Source organism: Polaribacter sp. Q13, from assembly GCF_016858305.2.
Taxonomy (GTDB): domain Bacteria; phylum Bacteroidota; class Bacteroidia; order Flavobacteriales; family Flavobacteriaceae; genus Polaribacter.
In genome coordinates this window covers 934,063-953,819 of sequence record NZ_CP074436.1, presented here as the reverse complement: position 1 = coordinate 953,819, position 19,757 = coordinate 934,063, and the positions used below count along the sequence as shown (strand labels likewise).

Genomic DNA, 19,757 nt, shown 5'->3' with positions numbered 1-19,757 from the left:
GGATAACCGAAATTTGGTTTATTGTTAACTATTATAATAAAAAAGGCTCGCAAATAGCGAGCCTTTTTTATTATCGTAAAGTTTTTCTTATTTACGACTGTTTAAAATCTAATTTAAAACTAACTATTTTAAACTAGCTAATAATTTTTCTGCAACTAATTCTGATGATGCAGGGTTTTGACCAGTAATTAAATTACCATCTTGCACGGCATAAGGTGCCCAGTTTTCTCCATTAGAATAAAATGCGCCACTTTCTATTAGCATATCTTCTAATAATAAAGGTACAATTTCTGTTAAACCAACAGCTGCTTCTTCTTTATTAGAAAAACCAGTTACTTTTTTACCTTTAACTAATGCTTTTCCTTCTGCATTTTTAACATCTTTTAATACAGCTGGTGCATGGCATACAAATGCAATTGGTTTGGCTTGATTATTAAATTTCTCTATCAATGCAACAGATACTTTATCGTTGGTTAAATCCCATAAAGGTCCGTGACCACCAGGATAGAAAACAGCATCAAAATCGTCTGCATTCATATCTGCTAATACTTTTGTATTGGCAATTTTAGATTTAGCATCTGCATCATTATTATAACGATCTGTATCTGCTGTTGCTGCATCTGGAGCATCACTACTTGGATCTATTGGGGCAGCACCACCTTTTGGAGTTGCAATGGTAATCGTTGCACCTTTATCTAACAATGTGTAATATGGGTTTGCAAATTCTTCTACCCAAAATCCTGTTTTTTTTCCTGTATCACCTAATTTATCGTGTGATGTTAATACAAATAATATATTCATTTTTTTATCTTTTTTAATGGTTGTTTTTACTTCTGAAACTTTTTTAGAAGTTGCTTCTTTTTCTGCATTTTTACAACTAGAAGCTGTAATAATTGTAAGCGTTAAAGCTATAATTTTTGTAATCTTCATATATAAAATTAGTACGCCATTTTTACAATTTTTTCTACTTTATCTGGCGATAAGTTTTTGTGCTCACCTATACCTAACCAACCTCTATCTGTAAAACGTTTTGCTATTTCTTCGGCAGTTCCTTTATAATCTTCGGTGTAATCAGATAATTTTGTATCGATACCTAATTTATGGAAAAAGGCTTCTGTTTTCTCAATGGCAGCTTGCGCTCTATCGTCTTTGCTTCCTTCTTTTATTTTCCAAACACGTTCTCCGTATTGTGCTAATTTTTCTTTTTTAGCTTCAAAATTAAATCTGTAGTGACTTGGTGCTATTACAGCTAAAGTACGAGCGTGATCGATACCAAATAAAGCGGTTAACTCATGGCCCATTGCATGAACAGCCCAATCTCCAGGAACTCCTTTTTGAATTAATCCATTTAAAGCCATGGTACAACTCCACATATAATTAGCCGCTGCATTATAATCTGTTGGATCTTTTAATATTTTTGGAGCCACCTCTATAATGGTTTGTAAAATACTTTCGGCAAAACGATCTTGCAATAATCCATCAACAGGATACGTCATATATTGCTCTAAAACGTGTGTAAAAGAATCCATTAATCCGTTTGCCAATTGGCGTTGTGGAATAGAACTAATTACCTGTGGATCTAATATTGAAAATACAGGAAATAAACCAGGACCTCCCATAGCTAATTTTTCTTTGGTTTCTCTTCTGGTAATTACCGCTCCAGAATTCATTTCAGAACCTGTAGCTGGCATTGTTAAAACAGTTCCAAAAGGCATTCCAATTTCTGTTCTTATATTTTTTGTTAAAATATCCCAAGGAGTTTCACCTTCAAATACAGCAGCTGCAGATAAAAATTTAGTTCCATCTATTACAGAACCACCACCAACAGCTAATAAAAAAGTAATACTTTCTTCTTTTATTACTTGTAAAGCTTCTATTAAGGTTGCGTACTCAGGGTTTGCAGGTATACCGCCAAACTCAACAATATCAAATTTTGATAAAGCCGTTTTTACTTGGTCGTAAATACCATTTTTCTTGATGCTTCCTCCACCGTAGAGTAATAATATTTTAGCGTTTTTAGGAATTTCGGTTTCTAATTGTTTAATAGTATCCTTTCCAAAAATGATTTTGGTTGGGTTTTTAAATTCAAAATTTTCCATTTTTTTATTTTATTTAAATTTTAACGATCATTTTTCCTTTGTTTTTACCTTCAAATAAGTCGATAAAAGCATTTGGTATATTATCGAAACCATCTACGATAGTTTCTGTGTAAGTAAGTTTTTCTTCTGATAACCAACTTGATAATTGTTTTATAGCTTCTGGGAATTTATCTGCATAATTAGAAACAATAAAGCCTTGCATTAAGGCACTATTTTTAACTAAAAATGGTTGTACACTTACCCCTTTTGGAGTTTCTGTATTGTTGTAAACAGAAATTGCACCACAAATAATCATTCTAGCAAAACGGTTAATATTAAATAATACTGCATCAGATATTGGTCCGCCTACGTTATCAAAATAAATATCTACTCCGTTTGGCGCCAATGTTTTAATATCAGCACTAATATCTTTACTTGTGTTGTAATTAATACCAGCGTCAAAACCAAACTTGGTTTTAAGCATTGCTATTTTTTCATCAGTACCAGCAATTCCAATAACTCTTAGTCCTAATATTTTAGCAATTTGTCCAACTACAGAACCTACAGCTCCAGCAGCACCAGAAACCACTATGGTTTCTCCTGCAACAGGTTTCCCTATTTGGTGTAAACCTAAATACGCAGTTAAACCAGTCATTCCTAAAATGCCTAAATAGGCACTTAATGGTGCTTTAGAACCATCGACTTTTAAAAGACCTTCTCCATTAGAAACTTGTTGTGTTTGCCAATTTAACATCCCAGAAACATAATCACCCTCTTTAAAGTTTTCGTTTTTAGAAGCTATTACTTTAGCAATTACTCCAGAATGTACTGGTTTGTTTAATTCAAAAGAAGGAACGTATGACTTTGCAGCACTCATTCTTCCTCTTAAATAAGGGTCTACGGAAACGTAAGTAGCTTCTAAAAGAATTTCTCCATCTTTTATTACCAATTGCGTGTCTTCTGTAACAAATTCAAAATTAGAAGTTGTTGGTTTTCCTACGGGTCTATTATTTAATAAAATCGTTTTCATTTTACTTTTTTTTATTCAATTACAGTAACTAAATCTTTCATAGGTTTTCTAACTTTTACCAAGTTTACCAACCAATCTTTATCTTCTGCTCTATAACCTAATGGTAATAAAACAGCGCTACGCAAACCTTTTTCTCTCAAGCCTAGAATTTCATCTACCGCATTAGGGTCAAAACCTTCTAAAGGAGTAGCATCTACGCCTTCATAAGCAGCCGCTGTAATTGCGTTGGCAAAAGCAATATATGCTTGTTTTGCAGCATGATTAAAGTTTTCTTCTGCATCTCTTTGAGGATACATGCCTAATAACATTTGACGATAATCTTCCCAACCTTCGTTTTTAAAACCACGAATTTCATTGGTTAAATCGAACATATAATTAATACGCTCTACTGTATAGGTGTCCCAAGCAGCAAAAACGAGTAGGTGAGAACAGTCTGTAATTACAGATTGATTCCAAGCTATAGGTTTAATTTTTTCTTTAATTTCTTGATTTTTAATTACAAAAATCTCAAAAGGTTGTAATCCACTAGACGTTGGTGATAAACGTGCAGCTTCTAAAATACGTTCTATTTTATCTTCAGAAACTTTTTCTCCATTCATTGCTTTTGCAGCGTATCTCCAGTTTAATTTATCTAATAATTCCATATTTAATCTTTATTTATTTTAATGAAAGTGTTTTTATTTGGTTTGAAGTAATTATGACTTCGGCATTATTTGTATTATTTGCTAAGTTGATCATTGCTTGCGCAATACTTTCTGCATTTATTATTTTATATTCTTTTAATTTTCCGATAAATAAAGGTTGAATTATTTTAAACACAACCAACCCAATTTTTTCTAAAAATCTACGTTCTTTTCTTTCCCCACCAATTAATGAGGGTCTTAAAATGAAGGTGTTCTTAATGTTTTGATTTAAAACATCGCGTTCCATTTCACCTTTTGTTTTATTATAAAAAACAGTACTTTTTGCATTCGCTCCCATGGCAGAAATCACCAAAAAAGTATCAATATTATTTTCTTTTGATAGTTTTGCAGCAGCAACCGGAATACCATAATCTATTTTTTTATAGAGTGATTTGTCTGGTGTTTTTTTTGCGGTAGTACCAATGCAGCAATACACTTCATCTGCCGTAAAATCTGCTTTAAAATTTTCTAGATTTAAAATATCACCTATATACTGTGTAACTTTTTTAGGTAGACCTTCAATTTTAGAACGAGAAAATAATTTAATAACTTCATAGTTTTCGTCTTCAATTAATTTATGAAGAATACTATTTCCAGTTAAACCAGTTGATCCTAATATGATAGCCGTTTTCTTCATCTTATTTACAAAGTTTTATACTGCTCCAAGCGGCTTGAAACGCCTCTTCTATATTTTCTTTAGTTAATTTAAAAGACCCACGATTTTGTGTCATCATTAAAAAGGATAACGGGTTTATAGCATAAGCATAAAGCAAATAATCTGATATTGGTTTTATAATTCCTTCTTTTTTACCGCGTTCCCAAAGGTCGAGTAGTGGTTGTAAATGTTTAATGCCTTCTTGTCTAATTGCTTCATCAATAATTGGTGTATTATCACATTGGGCCAAAAACATGGCTTCTTCACATTCATTTAGTTTAAAGTTAGAAATTCGTTTCCAAATAATTTCAAAACCGTAGGCTACAGACATTGAACTATCATAAGTTTCAAATGCATATTTTGTGTATTCTGCTTTTACATCAATATATGTTTGGTTTAATAAATCTTGTTTATTTTCAAAATATAAATAGATAGTAGCAGGAGAAACCTTTGCCATTTTTGCAATTTTACTCATAGGTGTTGCATGAAACCCATTGTTATTAACAAGTTCTATAGTTGCCTTTACAAGGGCATTACGTTTGTCTATACTTTTTTGAAGCTTTGCCATATTGTTTTTAATTCTGATGCAAATATACGTAAAAATGAACGTTCATTCTTTTTTTTAACAAAGTTTTATACTTATACTCTTATAGAAATAATTGATACCACAAAAAATGAATAATTATTCTTGGATAGGGGAGATATGCCAGATGTTTTAGAATTAATTACATTTAGAAATTGGTATCTTTGAAATCTTAATCTTTAGAAATAAACCCATTGCAAACACCTTTTATTAAAAACTTTACTATTAACGACGTTGTTAAAATTATTGGTGATAAACCACAAATAAATACAGATTTACACATTCATTTATCTAAAAATAATTTCAACGAAACTCCTTTTTTAGAACCATTTAGAGCGGGTAATTACACGTTTTTATTGATTCTTAAAGGTACCCTAAAAGTGCAATTAAATTTAATTACGCATCTTTTAGAAAGTAGTGAAATGATTGTTGTAAAACCCCAAACGGTTTCTCAAATTATAGCAACTAGTAGCGATCTAGAAATTATTGGCGTTAGTTTTACGGTAGATTTTATTTTTAAAATACTTTTAAAAAAAACAGAATTTGATGCCATCGATTTTTTAACAGCAAATAGTTTTCCGAAGTTAAAATTATTAGAAGAAGAAAAGGAAACTTCTATAATTCTTTCTAAATTATTAGCAAAAAACAATAATGCAGAAGCACTTTCTTTACCTTTTAGAAATGAAATTATTATGCATTCTTTTGGATTGCTATTATATCATTATGGATCTATTTTTAAAAGAGAGCACCCAGATTTAGATGCACATTTAAATAGGCAACAGCAACTAACGCTTAAATTTTTAACCATATTAAATGATCATTTTAAAAAAGAACGTTCTGTAAACTTTTATGCAGATCGTATGAATTTAACCTCAGCCCATTTATCTAAAGTATTAAAAGAAATATCGGGTAAAACGGCTGGTCAATTAATTGATGCTACTGTAATTATGGAGGCTAAATTATTATTAAGCAATCCTTTGCTAAGTGTTTCTGAAGTTGCTAATGAATTAAATTTTAGCAATCTCTCTTTTTTTGGTAAATACTTTAAGAAGAATACTGGTGTATCACCTTCCTACTTTAGAAAAAATATATAACACGAGATCTATAATTAATTGTTAAACTTTTATAAAAACGTATTATAGACCAATACATCCCATTTTTCGACTACATAATTCTGCTAACTATTTTTTATCTTTGGATATAAACCAACTATTTAAATTATGAGTATTATAGTAGCCACAAATTTTTCTAAGTTATCTGAAAACGCTGTTTTATACGCTGCGGCATTAGCCCAATATAGTAAAGTAGAACTTATACTTTTTCATGCTTATAAACTGCCTGTTCATGCCGCAAATAGTAGATTATCTGCAGCATCAATAGATAAGTTATTTGAAAAAACCAAAAACAAATTAAAAGATAAAGCTTCTAAATTAAGTGAAAAATTCAAGATTAAAGTAACTTATAAAGTTAGTTATTCTAGTTTAGGCGATGAAGTAGATTTTTTAATGAAAGAACATAAATCTCGTTTTTTAGTGATTGGGATGTCACCAAAATCTATGGAACAAAATTTATTAGGGAATCCTACGACAAGCGTTATTAGTATGAAAGAATTTCCGGTGTTGGCAATTCCCATCAACGCTAAATTTAAGGAGGTAAAACAAATTCTTTTTGCTTGTGATGTATTACAAGATATTCCTTTAAAAACATTAGCAAAACTACGTCAAGTTGCTTTAAGTTTAAAAGCAGCCGTTACTGTTTTTTATGTAGATGAAAAAATTGAAGAGTTAAAAAGTGAGATAACAAGCAATCTAGATAAAAATCTAGAAGATGTTACATTGTTCTATAAAAATGTAAAATCGAATTCTGTAATAGAAGCGATTGAAAATGAAATCAAAAAATCGAACTCAGAACTTTTGGTTATGATGCCTAAAAAATATGGATTTTGGGAATCTATTGTACACAAAAGTAAAACTAGGGTGATGGCTTCTGGGCAAAATATTCCGTTGTTATCAATACCTATTGAGTAAAATATAGCAGCATTAGTGTCCACTAAAAATATCATTTTGCTCAATCAACTTTATGAAATTCAATTTGTTTAGATAGAAGTTATTACGTGAAGAGTTGAATTGGAATATTGCATTTCGAATGAAAATATTTTTTTTAAACGACCTTATAATATACAAAACAGATAAAAACAGTAAATTGAGAAAGTCTTGTTTCTTGTGTCTTTTAGCAGAGCGGTCTTAAGTCTTTTTAGTGGACACTAGTCATATAATAGATTTTTAAAGGTTGTCTGAAAAGTATAAATCTTATCAATCTCAATTTGTTTCAGTTTCTCAACTTATGGAAGTTTACTCTTCATAATAATCTGAAATTATTTCAGATTGAATAAAAAAACTTTCTTTTTAGAAAGTTTTTTTATTTTACACCTATTTAGTTATCTAAATAAGGCATTAAAAATTGCACGATTTTTTATAGCGGATAAATTTGTCCTTTATAAAATAAAATATATATTTGCTCCATCAAATAAAGAAAGAGGATGTTTTCTAAAACTTGCGAATACGGATTAAGAGCAGTGCTATTTATAGCACAAGAAAGTGCGAATGGTTATAAAGTAAGTATGAATACTATATCTCAAGAAATAAACTCACCACAAGCTTTTACGGCCAAAATTTTACAACAACTTAAAAGAAATAATATTGTTAAATCTTTAAAAGGACCTTATGGAGGTTTTACCATAGAGGAGGAGAAGATGGATACTAAATTAAGTGAAATTGTAAGTATTTTAGACGGTGATGCTATTTACAAAGGTTGTGGGGTAGGACTAAAACAATGTGACGCAACATCTCCTTGTCCGTTGCATTTTAAATTTGTTGATATCCGTGAGAGTCTAAAAAATATGTTAGAAAATACTTCTATAAAATCCATCATAGATGATATGTCATTAGGAGGCTTCATATTAAAGCGCTAAAAATTTAACCATATAAAAGATATTAAGATCTTTTACTAATTTATAAGATAATCAAAACCAAAAATAATGAAAACAGTATCTATCACAGAAAACTTAATCTACGGAGAAGACAAACCTGCAATAACCGTATTAATAAAAACCGCAACTACAAAAGAGATAAGAATCCTTATGAAAAAAGGACAACAAATGAAAGAGCACAAAGCACCGTTTCCTATTGTGATAGAATTATTTGAAGGAGCGATAGATTTTGGAGTAGAAGGAGAAAAACAAGCATTAAAAAAAGGAGATTTAATTGCGTTAGACGCAAATGTTCCACACGATTTATACTGTACAGAAAATTGTATCATAAGACTTACGGTTTCTGTGGCAGACAGTGTACAAAGAGTAAAAGACGTAGTATAATTTATTAAAAAAACAACAACATGAAAAAAGTTTGGATTGCATTTACTAGTGTGGTAACACTATCCTTTTTAGTACTTATTTGGGTGGGAACAGAAGTTTATCAAACACAACCACCTATACCAGAAACCGTTATAATACAGGAAACAGGAGAAGTCTATTTAACCAAGGCAGACATACAAATAGGTCAGAATGTTTGGGAGTCTATTGGAGGAATGGAAGTAGGTTCTATTTGGGGGCATGGTAGTTATGTAGCACCAGATTGGTCTGCAGACTGGATACATAAAGAAGCTGTTTTTATGCTTAATGCCTGGGCTAAAAAAGATTTTAATTCAACCTATGAAAACTTAGATGTAGAAAATAAAGCAGCCTTAAAAGCACGATTAATTCAGCATATTAAAACAAATACGTATAATGCAGAAACGGGTAGTATTACTATTTCTAAAGATAGATATACCGCTATTCTAGAAAATCAAAAGCATTACACAGATATTTTTTCTAATGGGTATGAAAAATACGCTATTCCTGAAGGTGCATTGGTAGATACCGAAAAACTAGCACAGTTAAATGCTTTTTTATTCTGGACTTCTTGGGCAGCAAGTACTAACAGACCAGAAAAGGATTATACATATACTTCTAACTGGCCACATGAGCCATTAATTGATAATACAATTACTCCAGATTCTCAAGTTTGGTCAGGGTTTTCAATTGTACTTCTATTATTATTTATTGGAGGATTAGGGTATTATTATATCCGTAATCACGAAAAAGGTGAAGCAGTCATTCATCCAGATAAAGATCCTTTAGATACTTTAATTCTTACAAAATCTCAAAAAGCTGTATTAAAATACTTTATTGTTATTTCTTTATTAATAGCATTACAGGTAGTTTTAGGTGCTCTAACAGTGCATTATACCGTAGAGGGACAAGATTTTTTTGGTATCAATTTATCTAGTATTCTTCCATATTCTATTACCAGAACATGGCACACACAATTGGCTGTATTTTGGATTGCTGCTACTTGGTTGGCAACAGGATTATTCTTAGCACCAATGATTAGCGGCAAAGAAATGAAATATCAAATATTTGGTACCAATTTTCTATTTATAGCACTAATAGTAATTGTATTGGGTTCTATGATGGGAGAATGGTTGGGTGTACACCAGTTTTTAGATTTAACAACTAATTTCTTCTTTGGACATCAAGGATATGAGTACATGGATTTAGGTAGGTTCTGGCAAATTTTCTTAGGAATCGGATTGGTGTTATGGGTGTTTATGGTTGGTAGACACATCATCTATGCGATTAGAAAAAATGATGATTCTAAACATTTATTAATCATATTATTGATTTCTGTTATTGCGATTGGAATGTTTTTCTTCTCAGGATTAATGTATGGAGAAAACAGTAGTTTACCCGTAATTAACTATTGGAGATGGTGGCTAGTGCACCTTTGGGTAGAAGGTTTCTTTGAAGTTTTTGCAACCGTAGTTATTGCTTTTATCTTTTTAAGAATGAAAATTTTATCAGCAAAAACAGCAGGAAAAGCGTCTATTGCTTCTGCAACCATATTTTTAGCAGGAGGAATTATTGGAACTTTACACCATTTATACTATTCTGGAACACCTGTACAAGCAATCGCATTAGGAGCAACATTTAGTGCTTTAGAAGTAGTGCCATTAACCTTAATGGGATTTGAAATTCGTGAAAATTGGAATCTTTTAAAATCGAACGAATGGATTCAGAAATACAAATGGCCTATATTTTTCTTTATTGCCGTGGCATTTTGGAACATGGTAGGAGCAGGTGTATTCGGTTTCTTAATTAACCCACCAATTGCGTTGTATTATATTCAAGGTTTAAATACTACGGCAGTGCATGCACATACTGCGTTGTTTGGTGTGTATGGTTTATTAGGTATGGGATTCATTATTATCTGTTTGCGTTTTTATTCAGACAGAGAATGGAGTTCTGTAAAATTAAAAAGAGCTTTTTGGTTTTTAAACATTGGTTTAGTAGCTATGGTCTTTTTAAGCATGCTGCCTGTAGGAATTATACAAGCCTACACGTCAATTACAAAAGGATACTCTTTTGCAAGAGATGCAGAATTACTATATTCTCCAACAGTACAAACCTTAAAATGGATGCGTATGATTGGTGACGTAATTTTCTCTGTAGGTATATTCTATTTTTGTTGGTTTACCATACAAGAAACCATTTATTGTATCAAAAAGAAAAATTAATTTTTAAATGTATATACAATCAGCATAGGCCTTTCATAGGTTTGTGCTGATTTAATTTTTTATAAAATGAAAGAAATAGAAAACAGAGCAGATATAAATCTATTGGTCATTACTTTTTATAATGAAGTTAGAAACGATGCTTTATTAGGTCCTATATTTAATCATCATTTAAAAGCAGAACAATGGCCTCCACATTTAGAGAAACTAACCGATTTCTGGGTAACAGCTTTATTGGGTGATGTTTGTTTTAAAGGAAATCCTACAAAAGCACATTTAAAAGTAGATAAACATTTAAAGCATACCATGAGTCAGGAACATTTTGGACAATGGTTACAGATTTGGTTTCAAACAATTGATTCTTTATATGTTGGTGAATTAGCACAAAGAGCCAAAGATGCATCTAGAAGAATGGCAACAGGTCAGTATTTGAATGTTTGGAAAAGTAGAGAAGTGTAATCTCTTTTGCAGTTAGAAGCGTTTAATCACTAATACTTCTGTTGTATATTGATATAATCATGATGTAAGTTCAAAAACTGAAATTCATCGTTATTTTTATCTTTGATAATATTTAATTATGATGGCCTTTATATTCTAAGAAAGTGAGACCTTTTTCAAAAAAGTAATTAAGTGACAAATGTCAGTAAGTCTATTTTAGAATTTATATAGTTTTGCTGCTTGTAAAGTGTTTGAATATTAATTACATCAAACAATTATTAAAACCAATTATGAAAGTAATAAGACTTCTTTTTATTTTAACTTTATTATCCAATTTTAGCTACGGACAAAGCAACAAACTAAAATTAAATCTCGATGAAACAGGTAAAACATACATAAAAGCATCTCTTAGAATGCAATTATGGGCAAGGTATTTTGACACGAATCCAGGTACTACTATTAATAATGAAATTGCAAATAATGTGTTTGATGTTTCTTTAAGAAGAGTTAGAATGGGGATTTCAGCACAGTTAACGCCTAAATTATATGTGTATTCTTTATTTGGAGGAAATAACTTAAATAGTAAAACAGAAAAAGATTTTCAGTTTGGTGTGTTAGATTTATATGCTGAATATGAGTTTGCTAAAGAATTTGCTTTAGGTTTTGGAGAATCTGGATGGGAAGGTTTAAACCGTTGGAATGTTAGAAGTAGTGTAACTTTAATGTCTTTAGATGCTCCTTTATTTTCGTTGCTTACAGTTAATAAAAACGATGACGTGGCTCGTAGTTTAGGTATTTGGGCAAAAGGTCAAGTACATAAATTCGACTATATTTTATCTTTTAAAAACCCTGTTCAGTTTGGCGTTTCAGCCACAGAAGGGAAAGTGGATTATGCTTTAAACAAACCGAGAAAAAGAATTTCTGGTTATGTAAAGTATGAGTTTCTAGATAATGAAAGCAATAAATCTGCCTACAGCGGAGGAGCAGGAACCTATATAGGAACAAAGAATATTTTAAACTTAGGAGCAGGTTTTATGAACCAACCTAAAATGACTTCACAACTCGTAAATGGGGTAGAAAAATATTACGATTTTAAAAATTGGGCAGTAGATGTTTTTTATGACGCTCCTTTAAATAAAGAAAAAGGAACGGCTATTACAACCTATTTAGGGTATAATCATAACGATTTTGGTCCAAATTACATTCGAAATGTGGGTGCTAATGATATTACTTCTGGCGGGACTTCTTTTAATGGAAGTGGTAATGATTTTCCGATGATGGGAACTGGAAATACCACCTTTTTTCAATTAGGGTACGCACTTGCTAAAGGTAAAAAAAGTTATCAATTACAACCAAATATTGCTGTTCAATATTCAGATTTTGATGCTTTAGATGATGCAATGATTGTGTATGACTTAGGTATTAATTGTTTCTTTAGAGGCCACGATAACAAACTAACTTTAAGTTACCAAAATAGACCTGTTTATCAAAATATTAATAATCAATTAAAAGTTGATGAACGCAAAGGAATGGCTGTGTTGCAATACCAAATTATAATCAATTAAACGAAATTGAATATTTAGATATTAATAGTTGGCTTTCATCAAAAAAACGATATAATTACAATGGAAAATAAAATTTTTAATTTGAAACAATTTGTTATTATCACTTTAATAACAAGTATTTGGATAAATATTGCGGAAGTAGCAAGAGCCATGTTTGTTGCATTTCCATTGATGGAAGAATTCTTTGCAGGCAGAATACCAATTGGTGCCATGGAAATAAGTAATGCCTTAATTTGGGGAATATGGGACACCTTGTTGTCTGCAACTTTAGTATTTATATTTTGGCTTTGTTCAGTTGCATTTGGAAATAACTTAAAATCAATTATTATTTCAGGTACTACCACTGCTTTAGCGACGATTGGTGTTTTCTGGATTGCTAGTGTAAATACAGGTTTGGGAGAGTGGAGTACGGCTGGTATTTTATTCCCTATCGCTTGGTTTGAAATGATTATTGGAGCTTGGATAGCGTCAAAACTTTATTCAAAAAACAAATAAAGAATATCTATTTGCTTTATAGAAAGAGAAAAACGAAAAGCTAACACCATGTAAAAATAATTGCTTAATTAATGCTTAATCAAAAGTAGTTGTGTTTCATTATAAACGTAGATTTTCTTGAAATAGGTTTTAAGCTTAAACTAAACTCTCTAAAGCATAAAACAATCTATTAACTGCGTTTTCCTGAGATCCAAAAATAGAACGAAATAATTCTCCTTTTTTAGAAATTAACAACCATTGTGGAGTTCCTTCTGCTTTAAACTCATCATAAACTTTATGGTTTTTATCAATATAAATAGGAAACGGATTTTCACCACTTGTAAAAACACTTTTAATATTTTCTTTTGTTCCTTCTCTGTTTATAAAATCGGCATGAATGCCTGCAACCTGAATGGTTGGGTATTTCTGTTGAAACTCATATGCCAAAGGAATCGCACGACCCGTGCAGCCTAAACAATCGTTGTTATAAAATATCAGTAGTAAAACCTTGTTTTTATATTTGGACATTAAATCTACAGGATTTCCTTCTAAATCTAAAACAGGTATGGATTGTATGGTGGTATTCATTCTAAAATTCTTGTTTTTATTCAGTTTACAAATTTAATAATTGGTCGTTTATATTAACAAAACATTACGTAAAAAAACAGACTGATTTCTGTAATTTTGTAACCCTCAAAACGACTTTATATTTCAAATATAATTATTGATTTTAAATACTTATGAAAACTCAAAATACCGCATATTCCATTTTAGATCTTGCTTTAGTTTCTAAAGGAAATACTTTAAAAGATACTTTTAACAATGTACGAGAACTGGCACAAAATGCCGAAACATTTGGATACACGCGTTATTGGTTGGCAGAACATCATAATTCTACAAATATCGGTAGTATTGCTACAAGTATTTTAATTGGTTATGCCGCAGAAGGTACAAAAACCATTCGTGTTGGTTCTGGTGGTGTTATGTTGCCCAATCATTCGCCTTTAATTGTGGCCGAACAATTTGGTACGTTAGGTGCTTTGTATCCGAATAGAATAGATTTAGGTTTGGGGAGAGCTCCAGGAACCGATAGAGAAACAGCTCAAGCCATTCGATCTGATTTTATGGAAGCTGCGCAACATTTCCCGAGAGAGATAGAAAAAATTCAGACTTATTTTTCTAAAGAAAACAAAGATGCCAATGTTCGTGCTACGGTTGCAGAAGGAGTAGAAGTACCTCTTTATGTTTTGGGTTCTAGTACAGACAGTGCACATTTAGCAGCTAAAAAAGGATTGCCTTATGCATTTGCAAGTCATTTTGCTACGACGCATTTATGGAATGCTTTAGCTATTTATAGAGACGAATTTCAACCTTCGGATGTTTTAGAAAAACCGTATATCATTGCTGGTGTAAATATTATTATTGCAGAAACAGATGAAGAAGCGGCCAATTTATCTACTTCTTTAATTAGAATGATACTTGGTTTATTTACCGGAAAACGAGATTTTGTACAACCACCAACTCCAATGACGGATTATTACAAAGAGATTCTAGAAAATCCGCAAGTACATCAAATGCTGAAGTATTCTTTTATAGGAAGTAAAGCTACTGTAAAAGCACAAGTAAAGGATTTTTTAGCACAAACGCAAGCGGATGAATTGATTGCCGTAACCAATATTTATGGTATTAAAGACAGAATCCGTTCTTATGAATTGTTTGCAGAAATTATGAAAGAGTTGAATTCTTAATTGATCAGAAATTAATTAAAATAATGATAAAACTCAGAGTGTCTGTTCGAGCGCAGTCGAGAACTATTTAATTGTTAACATAGGTTTCGACTCCACTCAACCAGACATTTTGATTAAAGTCTATAGAATCGTTATTTGAATTTCATGACATTTTATAGTTGATTATATCTATCAACGATTGCCTTCGTAATAAATAGCTTATAAGCCATTTAAAAAGTATATTTACGTGTATTTTAGATTTAAAAAAATATTTCAATGCTTATAAATTACAGTGAACAACTTTCTAAACTAAATGTAAACATTCCTATAAATTTAGTATTATCTGGAGGTGGTATTAAATGTGCTGCACATTTAGCTTTGATAGAGAAAATAGAAGAGTTAGGCTTGCAAATAAATGCAATTTCCGGGAGTAGTGGAGGCGCTTTGGTAGCTTCATTATATGCTTCTGGTATTTCTACTCAAGAAATTTTAGAAATCTTTAAAAGAACGAGTCTTTTTAAATTCTCCTTCTTTAGCATGACAAAAGCAGGAATTTTTGATACTTTTTTATTCAAATCGATTATAGAAAATAAAATAAAAGATAAATTCAGAGATTTAGAAATTCCAATTTACATTACTGCCTCTAACATGCAAAGTGGCAAACCTCGTTATTTTAGCAAAGGGAAGTTATTAAAACCTGTATTGGCTTCTTGCGCGATTCCTGGTATTTTTACGCCTATTATCATCAATAAAACCTTGTATTCCGATGGCGGAATTTTAGATAATTTTCCGATTAAACCTTTTCTAAAATCAGGATTGCCAATTATAGGAAGTTATGTAGCTGAACCTGCTCCAAAAACGCATTTACAATTAAATTCTACTTTTAAAGTAATTACACATGCTACATACTTAAAATCGCATGCCGCAGAAAGCCATAAGTTTGCAACTACTAAAATGACCGTTAGTTTTCCGTTGTCTGAGTATTCAGGTTTGGATAATAAAGATTCTGAAAAAATATTTGATATTGGGAAGGGGTATTTGGATGGGGTATAGGTAATTCTGGGTAAATGTTAAAAATTTAGATTTAATTAAAACGATAATATAGCTAACCATAATTTATATAGTTATCATTTTTTTTGTATATTTTTACATCAAAATACATTAACATAAATGGCAGCAGCTGAACAAATAAAAAGTTTGATTAGATCATTCAGTGAAGGAGATGATTCTCGCTTCTATGCTACTGCTATGCAAATAGCTGCAGCAGAAGCCCGTAAGGGACGTCAAGAACTAGCCGAAGAGTTGAAGAAATTAATTCAAGATTCTAAAAAATCAAAAATTAATGAAAGAACTTTAAAAAGATTGCCTGTCAATGCAGCACAAAAAGAACTTAATGATTTATTAGAGTTTTCAAGACCTGATGATAAATTGAAAGACATGGTCTTATCTACTAATCTAAAAAAATCTCTTCAAAGAATTTTAGATGAACAAAGACAAATAGAAAAATTAAGACAGCATAATTTATTTCCTAGAAAAAAAATATTATTAACGGGCCCTCCTGGTTGTGGAAAAACAATGACAGCTAGAGTAATTTCTAATGAATTAGGTATTCCACTATTTGTAATAAGGTTAGATGGTTTAATCAGTAGATATATGGGAGAATCAATAGCTAAATTACGTTTGGTTTTTGATACAATGAAAGAATTTAGAGCTGTTTATTTATTTGATGAATTTGATAGTATTGGTACAACGAGAAGTCAAGGAAATGAAGTTGGAGAAATAAAAAGAGTTCTTAATAGTTTTTTACTTCAAATAGAAAAAGATGATTCAAATAGTTTAATAATTGCAGCTACAAATATACCTGAGAATTTAGATGAAGCATTATTTAGAAGATTCGATGATATTATAAATTATCCTATACCTACAGAAGAACAAATATTTAAATATTACAAAAGAGAACTTTTAAAAAGTGAATTAATAGCTGATAATGCTTTAATAGAACTTTCTAAAAAATCTATAGGATTAAATTTTTCTGATTTAGAAAAAATTTGTCAAGATTTTTTTAAAAACATTATTGTCTATGGTAAGGAAACGTCCAATTTAGAATTTATAACTGAAACTATTAATTCAAGAAAAAGACCTTTCTAACAAAATATGTCTGACTTAAATCACATTTTTCTTAATGGAAATAATTCTTCATTACCATATAGTACTTATGGTGGTGGAAGTTTTCTTTTTAAAGATGATAGAGATAGAAGTAGACACGGTTTAAAACTAAAAAATTCTTTCAACTCTGCAGTAACTGATTTTACAGGTGGAAATGAAGAATATGAATTTGTTTATATCGAATTTGAATCTGCATTAAATTTTGAACTAGCTTTCGATAGTTTTGAAGATGCAAAAGGAAACTATAGACTTGCCTCTTGCAAAGCGAAATTCTTTACAGATGCTGATGGTAATGAGCAAATAGTATATAAAATTGCGGTTTATTTAAATAAGAAAGCTGTTTCTAATTTTTTGAATAAAGTTGAAAAATACTTAACAGAGGAAACTATAACAGAAAAGCCCAAAAACCAAAATTTAATAGCTAATATAGAAAATATTAGAGCAGCAACTCTAGAAAGTTTTTGGCAAGAACCTGAAATAGATTTCCCAAGCTCAGATGTAAGTGTATGGTGGGAAGTTTGGTTTAGTGGATTTAATAAAGAAGTTGTAGAAGAAACTTTAAATACATTATCCACGGATACTATTTTAACAAATAACAGATTACTTGTTTTTCCGGAAAATATAGTAGGCTTAATTAAAGCTACTCCTGAAGAACTAGGAGAAAGTTTACTTTATGTAGATAATTTAGCAGAAATCAGAAAACCAATTGAAACTGCAGACTTCTTCACAAATCTTGATAAAGATTGGGATGGTGATTTTGTAAGTGATTTACGTAGTAGAATTAATAACCAAATAGAACAAAATAACGTCTCAGTTTGTCTTTTAGATTCAGGTGTTAATAGAATTAATCCATTATTAGTAGATTTAATTCCAGAAAGAAATTTAGACTCAGTAAATCCAAATTGGACAAATTCCGATTCTTATAGGCAAGGACACGGGACTCCTATGGCTGGTCTTATTATATATGGAGATTTGAACGATCCATTAACTTCTAATTCGCAAATAAATGTTTCCAATAATATAGAAAGTATTAAAATTATTGATTGTTTAGCGAACGATCCGGAATTATATGGGCAAATAACTCTTGAAGCTATAGCTATTGCAGAAATTATGAATCCAGATAATAAAAGAGTTGTTTGCCTAGCTATTACAGCTCCAGATCATCAATATTTAGGGAGACCTTCTTCTTGGTCTGCTGCTATTGATCAAAAGTTGTTTGGTTCTATAGATAATAGGAATGATGAAACTTTGGTTTTAATATCAGGAGGAAATTTACCTTTGAATGATAGATTAATATATCCATTATCTAATGATGATTTTTCGGTACAAGATCCTGCACAATCTTTTAATGCTATCACAGTAGGATCTTTTACTAATAAAGATAGATTAGACACACAGCAATTTCCAAGTGCGGAATTATTAGCTAAAAAAGGTCAAATGTCTCCATGTAATTCTACTTCAATAAATTGGAATAAAAAATGGCCTAAAAAGCCCGATGTTGTATTTGAAGGAGGTAATGATGGGATTTTCAATTCAGGGATTTTAGATCACGATTCTTTAAAACTTTTATCGACAGGAACAGTTGGAATAGGAAGTTCTGTATTAACTACTTTTTCAGATACAAGCGCATCAGTAGCATTAGCATCAAAATTTGCCTCTAAATTATATCAAAAATATCCAAGTTATTTACCTGAAACAATTCGTGCTTTAATTATTCATTCTGCTTCATGGAATGATATAATGTTAAATAATAAAAAAATAGAAAGTTTGTCCTCAGAAGAAAAATCTAAACTTTTAGCGAGAGTGGGTTATGGAATACCAAACTTAAACAAAGCTAAATATAGTGCTGAAAATTCTTTAAACATTATTGCAGAAAGAACATTGCAACCTTTTAAATATGATAAAAATATAGTTAAAACAAATATTTTTCATTTGTTTGATTTACCATGGCCAACGGATATTTTGTCTGATTTAGCTGAATTAGAAGTGAAATTAATAGTTACCTTATCATATTTTATTGAACCAAACCCTGGAAATAAAAGATATGCTAACGATCAATCATATAAATCACATGGATTAAGGTTCAAAATGATTGATAAGAATGAAAGTCAGAAAGCTTTTAAATCTCGTGTTAGTAAGTCTATAAAAGAAGAACAGGGTGATTATGTAGCTGAAGGTCGAGAGGATTGGATATTGGGAAGTCAAGTTAGAGATAAAGGTAGTATACATAAGGATCTCTGGATTGGTTCAGCTGCAGATTTAGCATTGAGAAATAATATTGCGGTTTATCCAGTCGGAGGATGGTGGAAAAACAGAAAAAAACTCAAACGTTATGATTCATCGGTTAGATATAGTTTAATTATTTCTATCGAAACCAATGAAGCTGAAATTGATATATATAACGATGTTTTAAATCAAATTTTAGTATCAATACCTATTGATAATTAAACAAGAAATTTTACGTAAATATGTCACTAAACTAAAAATTCTATCTTAAAATACTTTCTTCCATAAAGTCAAATGTTATTCATCATCAATTTCATTACGTCTTAAAAAGACCCTTCAGGTTTTAAAAACCTGAAGGGTTTCTAGTATTTCATAGTAAGAGAGTAGCTCTCATTATTGTAAATAGGTGCTCTTTATTCAACAAACCACCAAAACTCCCATCCATAAAAATACCGCTTTCATATAGTAAAAACCCGCAAACGTATATTACAATTTCATATACTAGTATAAAGTTTCATTTTT

General features: G+C 30.8%; 19 protein-coding genes. 12 read left to right on the top strand and 7 right to left on the bottom strand.

The features are described from left to right. Window positions 1-123: 123 nt before the first annotated feature. Genes JOP69_RS03880 through JOP69_RS03855 form a run of 6 tightly spaced genes read right to left on the bottom strand, consistent with a single transcriptional unit; the run spans window position 124 to window position 5,014 of the window. On the bottom strand, window positions 124-930 hold the full coding sequence (locus JOP69_RS03880; RefSeq protein WP_203392398.1) for a type 1 glutamine amidotransferase domain-containing protein: 807 nt from the start codon (window positions 928-930) through the stop codon (window positions 124-126). 8 nt (window positions 931-938) lie between these two features. Next, window positions 939-2,099, bottom strand: a complete 1,161-nt coding sequence (locus tag JOP69_RS03875; RefSeq protein WP_203392399.1) for an iron-containing alcohol dehydrogenase — start codon at window positions 2,097-2,099, stop codon at window positions 939-941. Window positions 2,100-2,112: 13 nt separating this feature from the next. Then, window positions 2,113-3,108 carry an NADP-dependent oxidoreductase gene (locus JOP69_RS03870; protein ID WP_203392400.1) on the bottom strand — a complete coding sequence of 332 codons (996 nt, stop codon included), beginning with the start codon at window positions 3,106-3,108 and terminating at the stop codon, window positions 2,113-2,115. Window positions 3,109-3,119: 11 nt separating this feature from the next. After that, window positions 3,120-3,752, bottom strand: coding sequence for a nitroreductase family protein (locus tag JOP69_RS03865; protein WP_203392401.1), 633 nt, complete (start codon window positions 3,750-3,752; stop codon window positions 3,120-3,122). A 13-nt stretch (window positions 3,753-3,765) separates the two neighbouring features. Beyond that, window positions 3,766-4,428, bottom strand: coding sequence for an NAD(P)H-binding protein (locus tag JOP69_RS03860; protein WP_203392402.1), 663 nt, complete (start codon window positions 4,426-4,428; stop codon window positions 3,766-3,768). 1 nt (window position 4,429) lies between these two features. Next, window positions 4,430-5,014: a TetR/AcrR family transcriptional regulator gene (locus JOP69_RS03855; RefSeq protein ID WP_203392403.1), complete on the bottom strand. Its 585-nt coding sequence runs from the start codon at window positions 5,012-5,014 to the stop codon at window positions 4,430-4,432. Window positions 5,015-5,223: 209 nt separating this feature from the next. On the opposite strand from JOP69_RS03855, the gene JOP69_RS03850 reads away from it, so the two are divergent. The 8 genes from JOP69_RS03850 (at window position 5,224) to JOP69_RS03815 (ending at window position 13,137) form a co-directional block, all read left to right on the top strand. Then, the gene (locus tag JOP69_RS03850; RefSeq protein WP_203392404.1) at window positions 5,224-6,123 is read left to right on the top strand and encodes an AraC family transcriptional regulator; all 900 of its coding nucleotides are present in this window, start codon (window positions 5,224-5,226) and stop codon (window positions 6,121-6,123) included. Window positions 6,124-6,249: 126 nt separating this feature from the next. After that, complete coding sequence (locus JOP69_RS03845) at window positions 6,250-7,056, top strand: universal stress protein (RefSeq protein WP_203392405.1); 807 nt, start codon at window positions 6,250-6,252, stop codon at window positions 7,054-7,056. Between the two features lie 512 nt (window positions 7,057-7,568). Further along, a complete protein-coding gene (locus tag JOP69_RS03840; RefSeq protein ID WP_203392406.1) occupies window positions 7,569-8,000 on the top strand; it encodes an Rrf2 family transcriptional regulator in 432 nt (143 codons plus the stop codon). 66 nt (window positions 8,001-8,066) lie between these two features. Further along, window positions 8,067-8,402, top strand: a complete 336-nt coding sequence (locus JOP69_RS03835; RefSeq protein ID WP_203392407.1) for a cupin domain-containing protein — start codon at window positions 8,067-8,069, stop codon at window positions 8,400-8,402. 20 nt (window positions 8,403-8,422) lie between these two features. After that, window positions 8,423-10,642, top strand: a complete 2,220-nt coding sequence (locus JOP69_RS03830) for a nitric-oxide reductase large subunit (protein WP_203392408.1) — start codon at window positions 8,423-8,425, stop codon at window positions 10,640-10,642. Window positions 10,643-10,708: 66 nt separating this feature from the next. Beyond that, on the top strand, window positions 10,709-11,098 hold the full coding sequence (locus tag JOP69_RS03825; RefSeq protein ID WP_203392409.1) for a group III truncated hemoglobin: 390 nt from the start codon (window positions 10,709-10,711) through the stop codon (window positions 11,096-11,098). Window positions 11,099-11,367: 269 nt separating this feature from the next. Next, window positions 11,368-12,642, top strand: coding sequence for a porin (locus JOP69_RS03820; protein WP_203392410.1), 1,275 nt, complete (start codon window positions 11,368-11,370; stop codon window positions 12,640-12,642). 60 nt (window positions 12,643-12,702) lie between these two features. Continuing rightward, window positions 12,703-13,137: a hypothetical protein gene (locus JOP69_RS03815; protein WP_203392411.1), complete on the top strand. Its 435-nt coding sequence runs from the start codon at window positions 12,703-12,705 to the stop codon at window positions 13,135-13,137. A gap of 135 nt (window positions 13,138-13,272) precedes the next feature. On the opposite strand, the gene JOP69_RS03810 is transcribed toward JOP69_RS03815, so the two are convergent. After that, window positions 13,273-13,704, bottom strand: coding sequence for a TlpA disulfide reductase family protein (locus tag JOP69_RS03810; protein ID WP_203392412.1), 432 nt, complete (start codon window positions 13,702-13,704; stop codon window positions 13,273-13,275). A 152-nt stretch (window positions 13,705-13,856) separates the two neighbouring features. Between JOP69_RS03810 and JOP69_RS03805 the strand changes: the two genes are divergently transcribed. From JOP69_RS03805 to JOP69_RS03790, 4 genes are all read left to right on the top strand, one after another. After that, complete coding sequence (locus JOP69_RS03805) at window positions 13,857-14,864, top strand: LLM class flavin-dependent oxidoreductase (protein WP_203392413.1); 1,008 nt, start codon at window positions 13,857-13,859, stop codon at window positions 14,862-14,864. Window positions 14,865-15,119: 255 nt separating this feature from the next. After that, window positions 15,120-15,896 (top strand): patatin-like phospholipase family protein, encoded by a 777-nt coding sequence (locus JOP69_RS03800; protein WP_203392414.1) that lies wholly within the window; start codon window positions 15,120-15,122, stop codon window positions 15,894-15,896. Window positions 15,897-16,013: 117 nt separating this feature from the next. Next, window positions 16,014-16,991 carry an AAA family ATPase gene (locus tag JOP69_RS03795; RefSeq protein ID WP_203392415.1) on the top strand — a complete coding sequence of 326 codons (978 nt, stop codon included), beginning with the start codon at window positions 16,014-16,016 and terminating at the stop codon, window positions 16,989-16,991. Window positions 16,992-16,997: 6 nt separating this feature from the next. Further along, window positions 16,998-19,457, top strand: coding sequence for a S8 family peptidase (locus tag JOP69_RS03790; RefSeq protein WP_203392416.1), 2,460 nt, complete (start codon window positions 16,998-17,000; stop codon window positions 19,455-19,457). Window positions 19,458-19,757: the final 300 nt, after the last annotated feature.

Bases quoted from the DNA above. Each gene is read 5' to 3' on its own strand.
- JOP69_RS03880 (WP_203392398.1), bottom strand. From the start codon at position 930: ATGAAGATTACAAAAATTATAGCTTTAACGCTTACAATTATTACAGCT.
- JOP69_RS03875 (WP_203392399.1), bottom strand. From the start codon at position 2,099: ATGGAAAATTTTGAATTTAAAAACCCAACCAAAATCATTTTTGGAAAG.
- JOP69_RS03870 (WP_203392400.1), bottom strand. From the start codon at position 3,108: ATGAAAACGATTTTATTAAATAATAGACCCGTAGGAAAACCAACAACT.
- JOP69_RS03865 (WP_203392401.1), bottom strand. From the start codon at position 3,752: ATGGAATTATTAGATAAATTAAACTGGAGATACGCTGCAAAAGCAATG.
- JOP69_RS03860 (WP_203392402.1), bottom strand. From the start codon at position 4,428: ATGAAGAAAACGGCTATCATATTAGGATCAACTGGTTTAACTGGAAAT.
- JOP69_RS03855 (WP_203392403.1), bottom strand. From the start codon at position 5,014: ATGGCAAAGCTTCAAAAAAGTATAGACAAACGTAATGCCCTTGTAAAG.
- JOP69_RS03845 (WP_203392405.1), top strand. From the start codon at position 6,250: ATGAGTATTATAGTAGCCACAAATTTTTCTAAGTTATCTGAAAACGCT.
- JOP69_RS03840 (WP_203392406.1), top strand. From the start codon at position 7,569: ATGTTTTCTAAAACTTGCGAATACGGATTAAGAGCAGTGCTATTTATA.
- JOP69_RS03835 (WP_203392407.1), top strand. From the start codon at position 8,067: ATGAAAACAGTATCTATCACAGAAAACTTAATCTACGGAGAAGACAAA.
- JOP69_RS03830 (WP_203392408.1), top strand. From the start codon at position 8,423: ATGAAAAAAGTTTGGATTGCATTTACTAGTGTGGTAACACTATCCTTT.
- JOP69_RS03825 (WP_203392409.1), top strand. From the start codon at position 10,709: ATGAAAGAAATAGAAAACAGAGCAGATATAAATCTATTGGTCATTACT.
- JOP69_RS03820 (WP_203392410.1), top strand. From the start codon at position 11,368: ATGAAAGTAATAAGACTTCTTTTTATTTTAACTTTATTATCCAATTTT.
- JOP69_RS03815 (WP_203392411.1), top strand. From the start codon at position 12,703: ATGGAAAATAAAATTTTTAATTTGAAACAATTTGTTATTATCACTTTA.
- JOP69_RS03810 (WP_203392412.1), bottom strand. From the start codon at position 13,704: ATGAATACCACCATACAATCCATACCTGTTTTAGATTTAGAAGGAAAT.
- JOP69_RS03805 (WP_203392413.1), top strand. From the start codon at position 13,857: ATGAAAACTCAAAATACCGCATATTCCATTTTAGATCTTGCTTTAGTT.
- JOP69_RS03800 (WP_203392414.1), top strand. From the start codon at position 15,120: ATGCTTATAAATTACAGTGAACAACTTTCTAAACTAAATGTAAACATT.
- JOP69_RS03795 (WP_203392415.1), top strand. From the start codon at position 16,014: ATGGCAGCAGCTGAACAAATAAAAAGTTTGATTAGATCATTCAGTGAA.
- JOP69_RS03790 (WP_203392416.1), top strand. From the start codon at position 16,998: ATGTCTGACTTAAATCACATTTTTCTTAATGGAAATAATTCTTCATTA.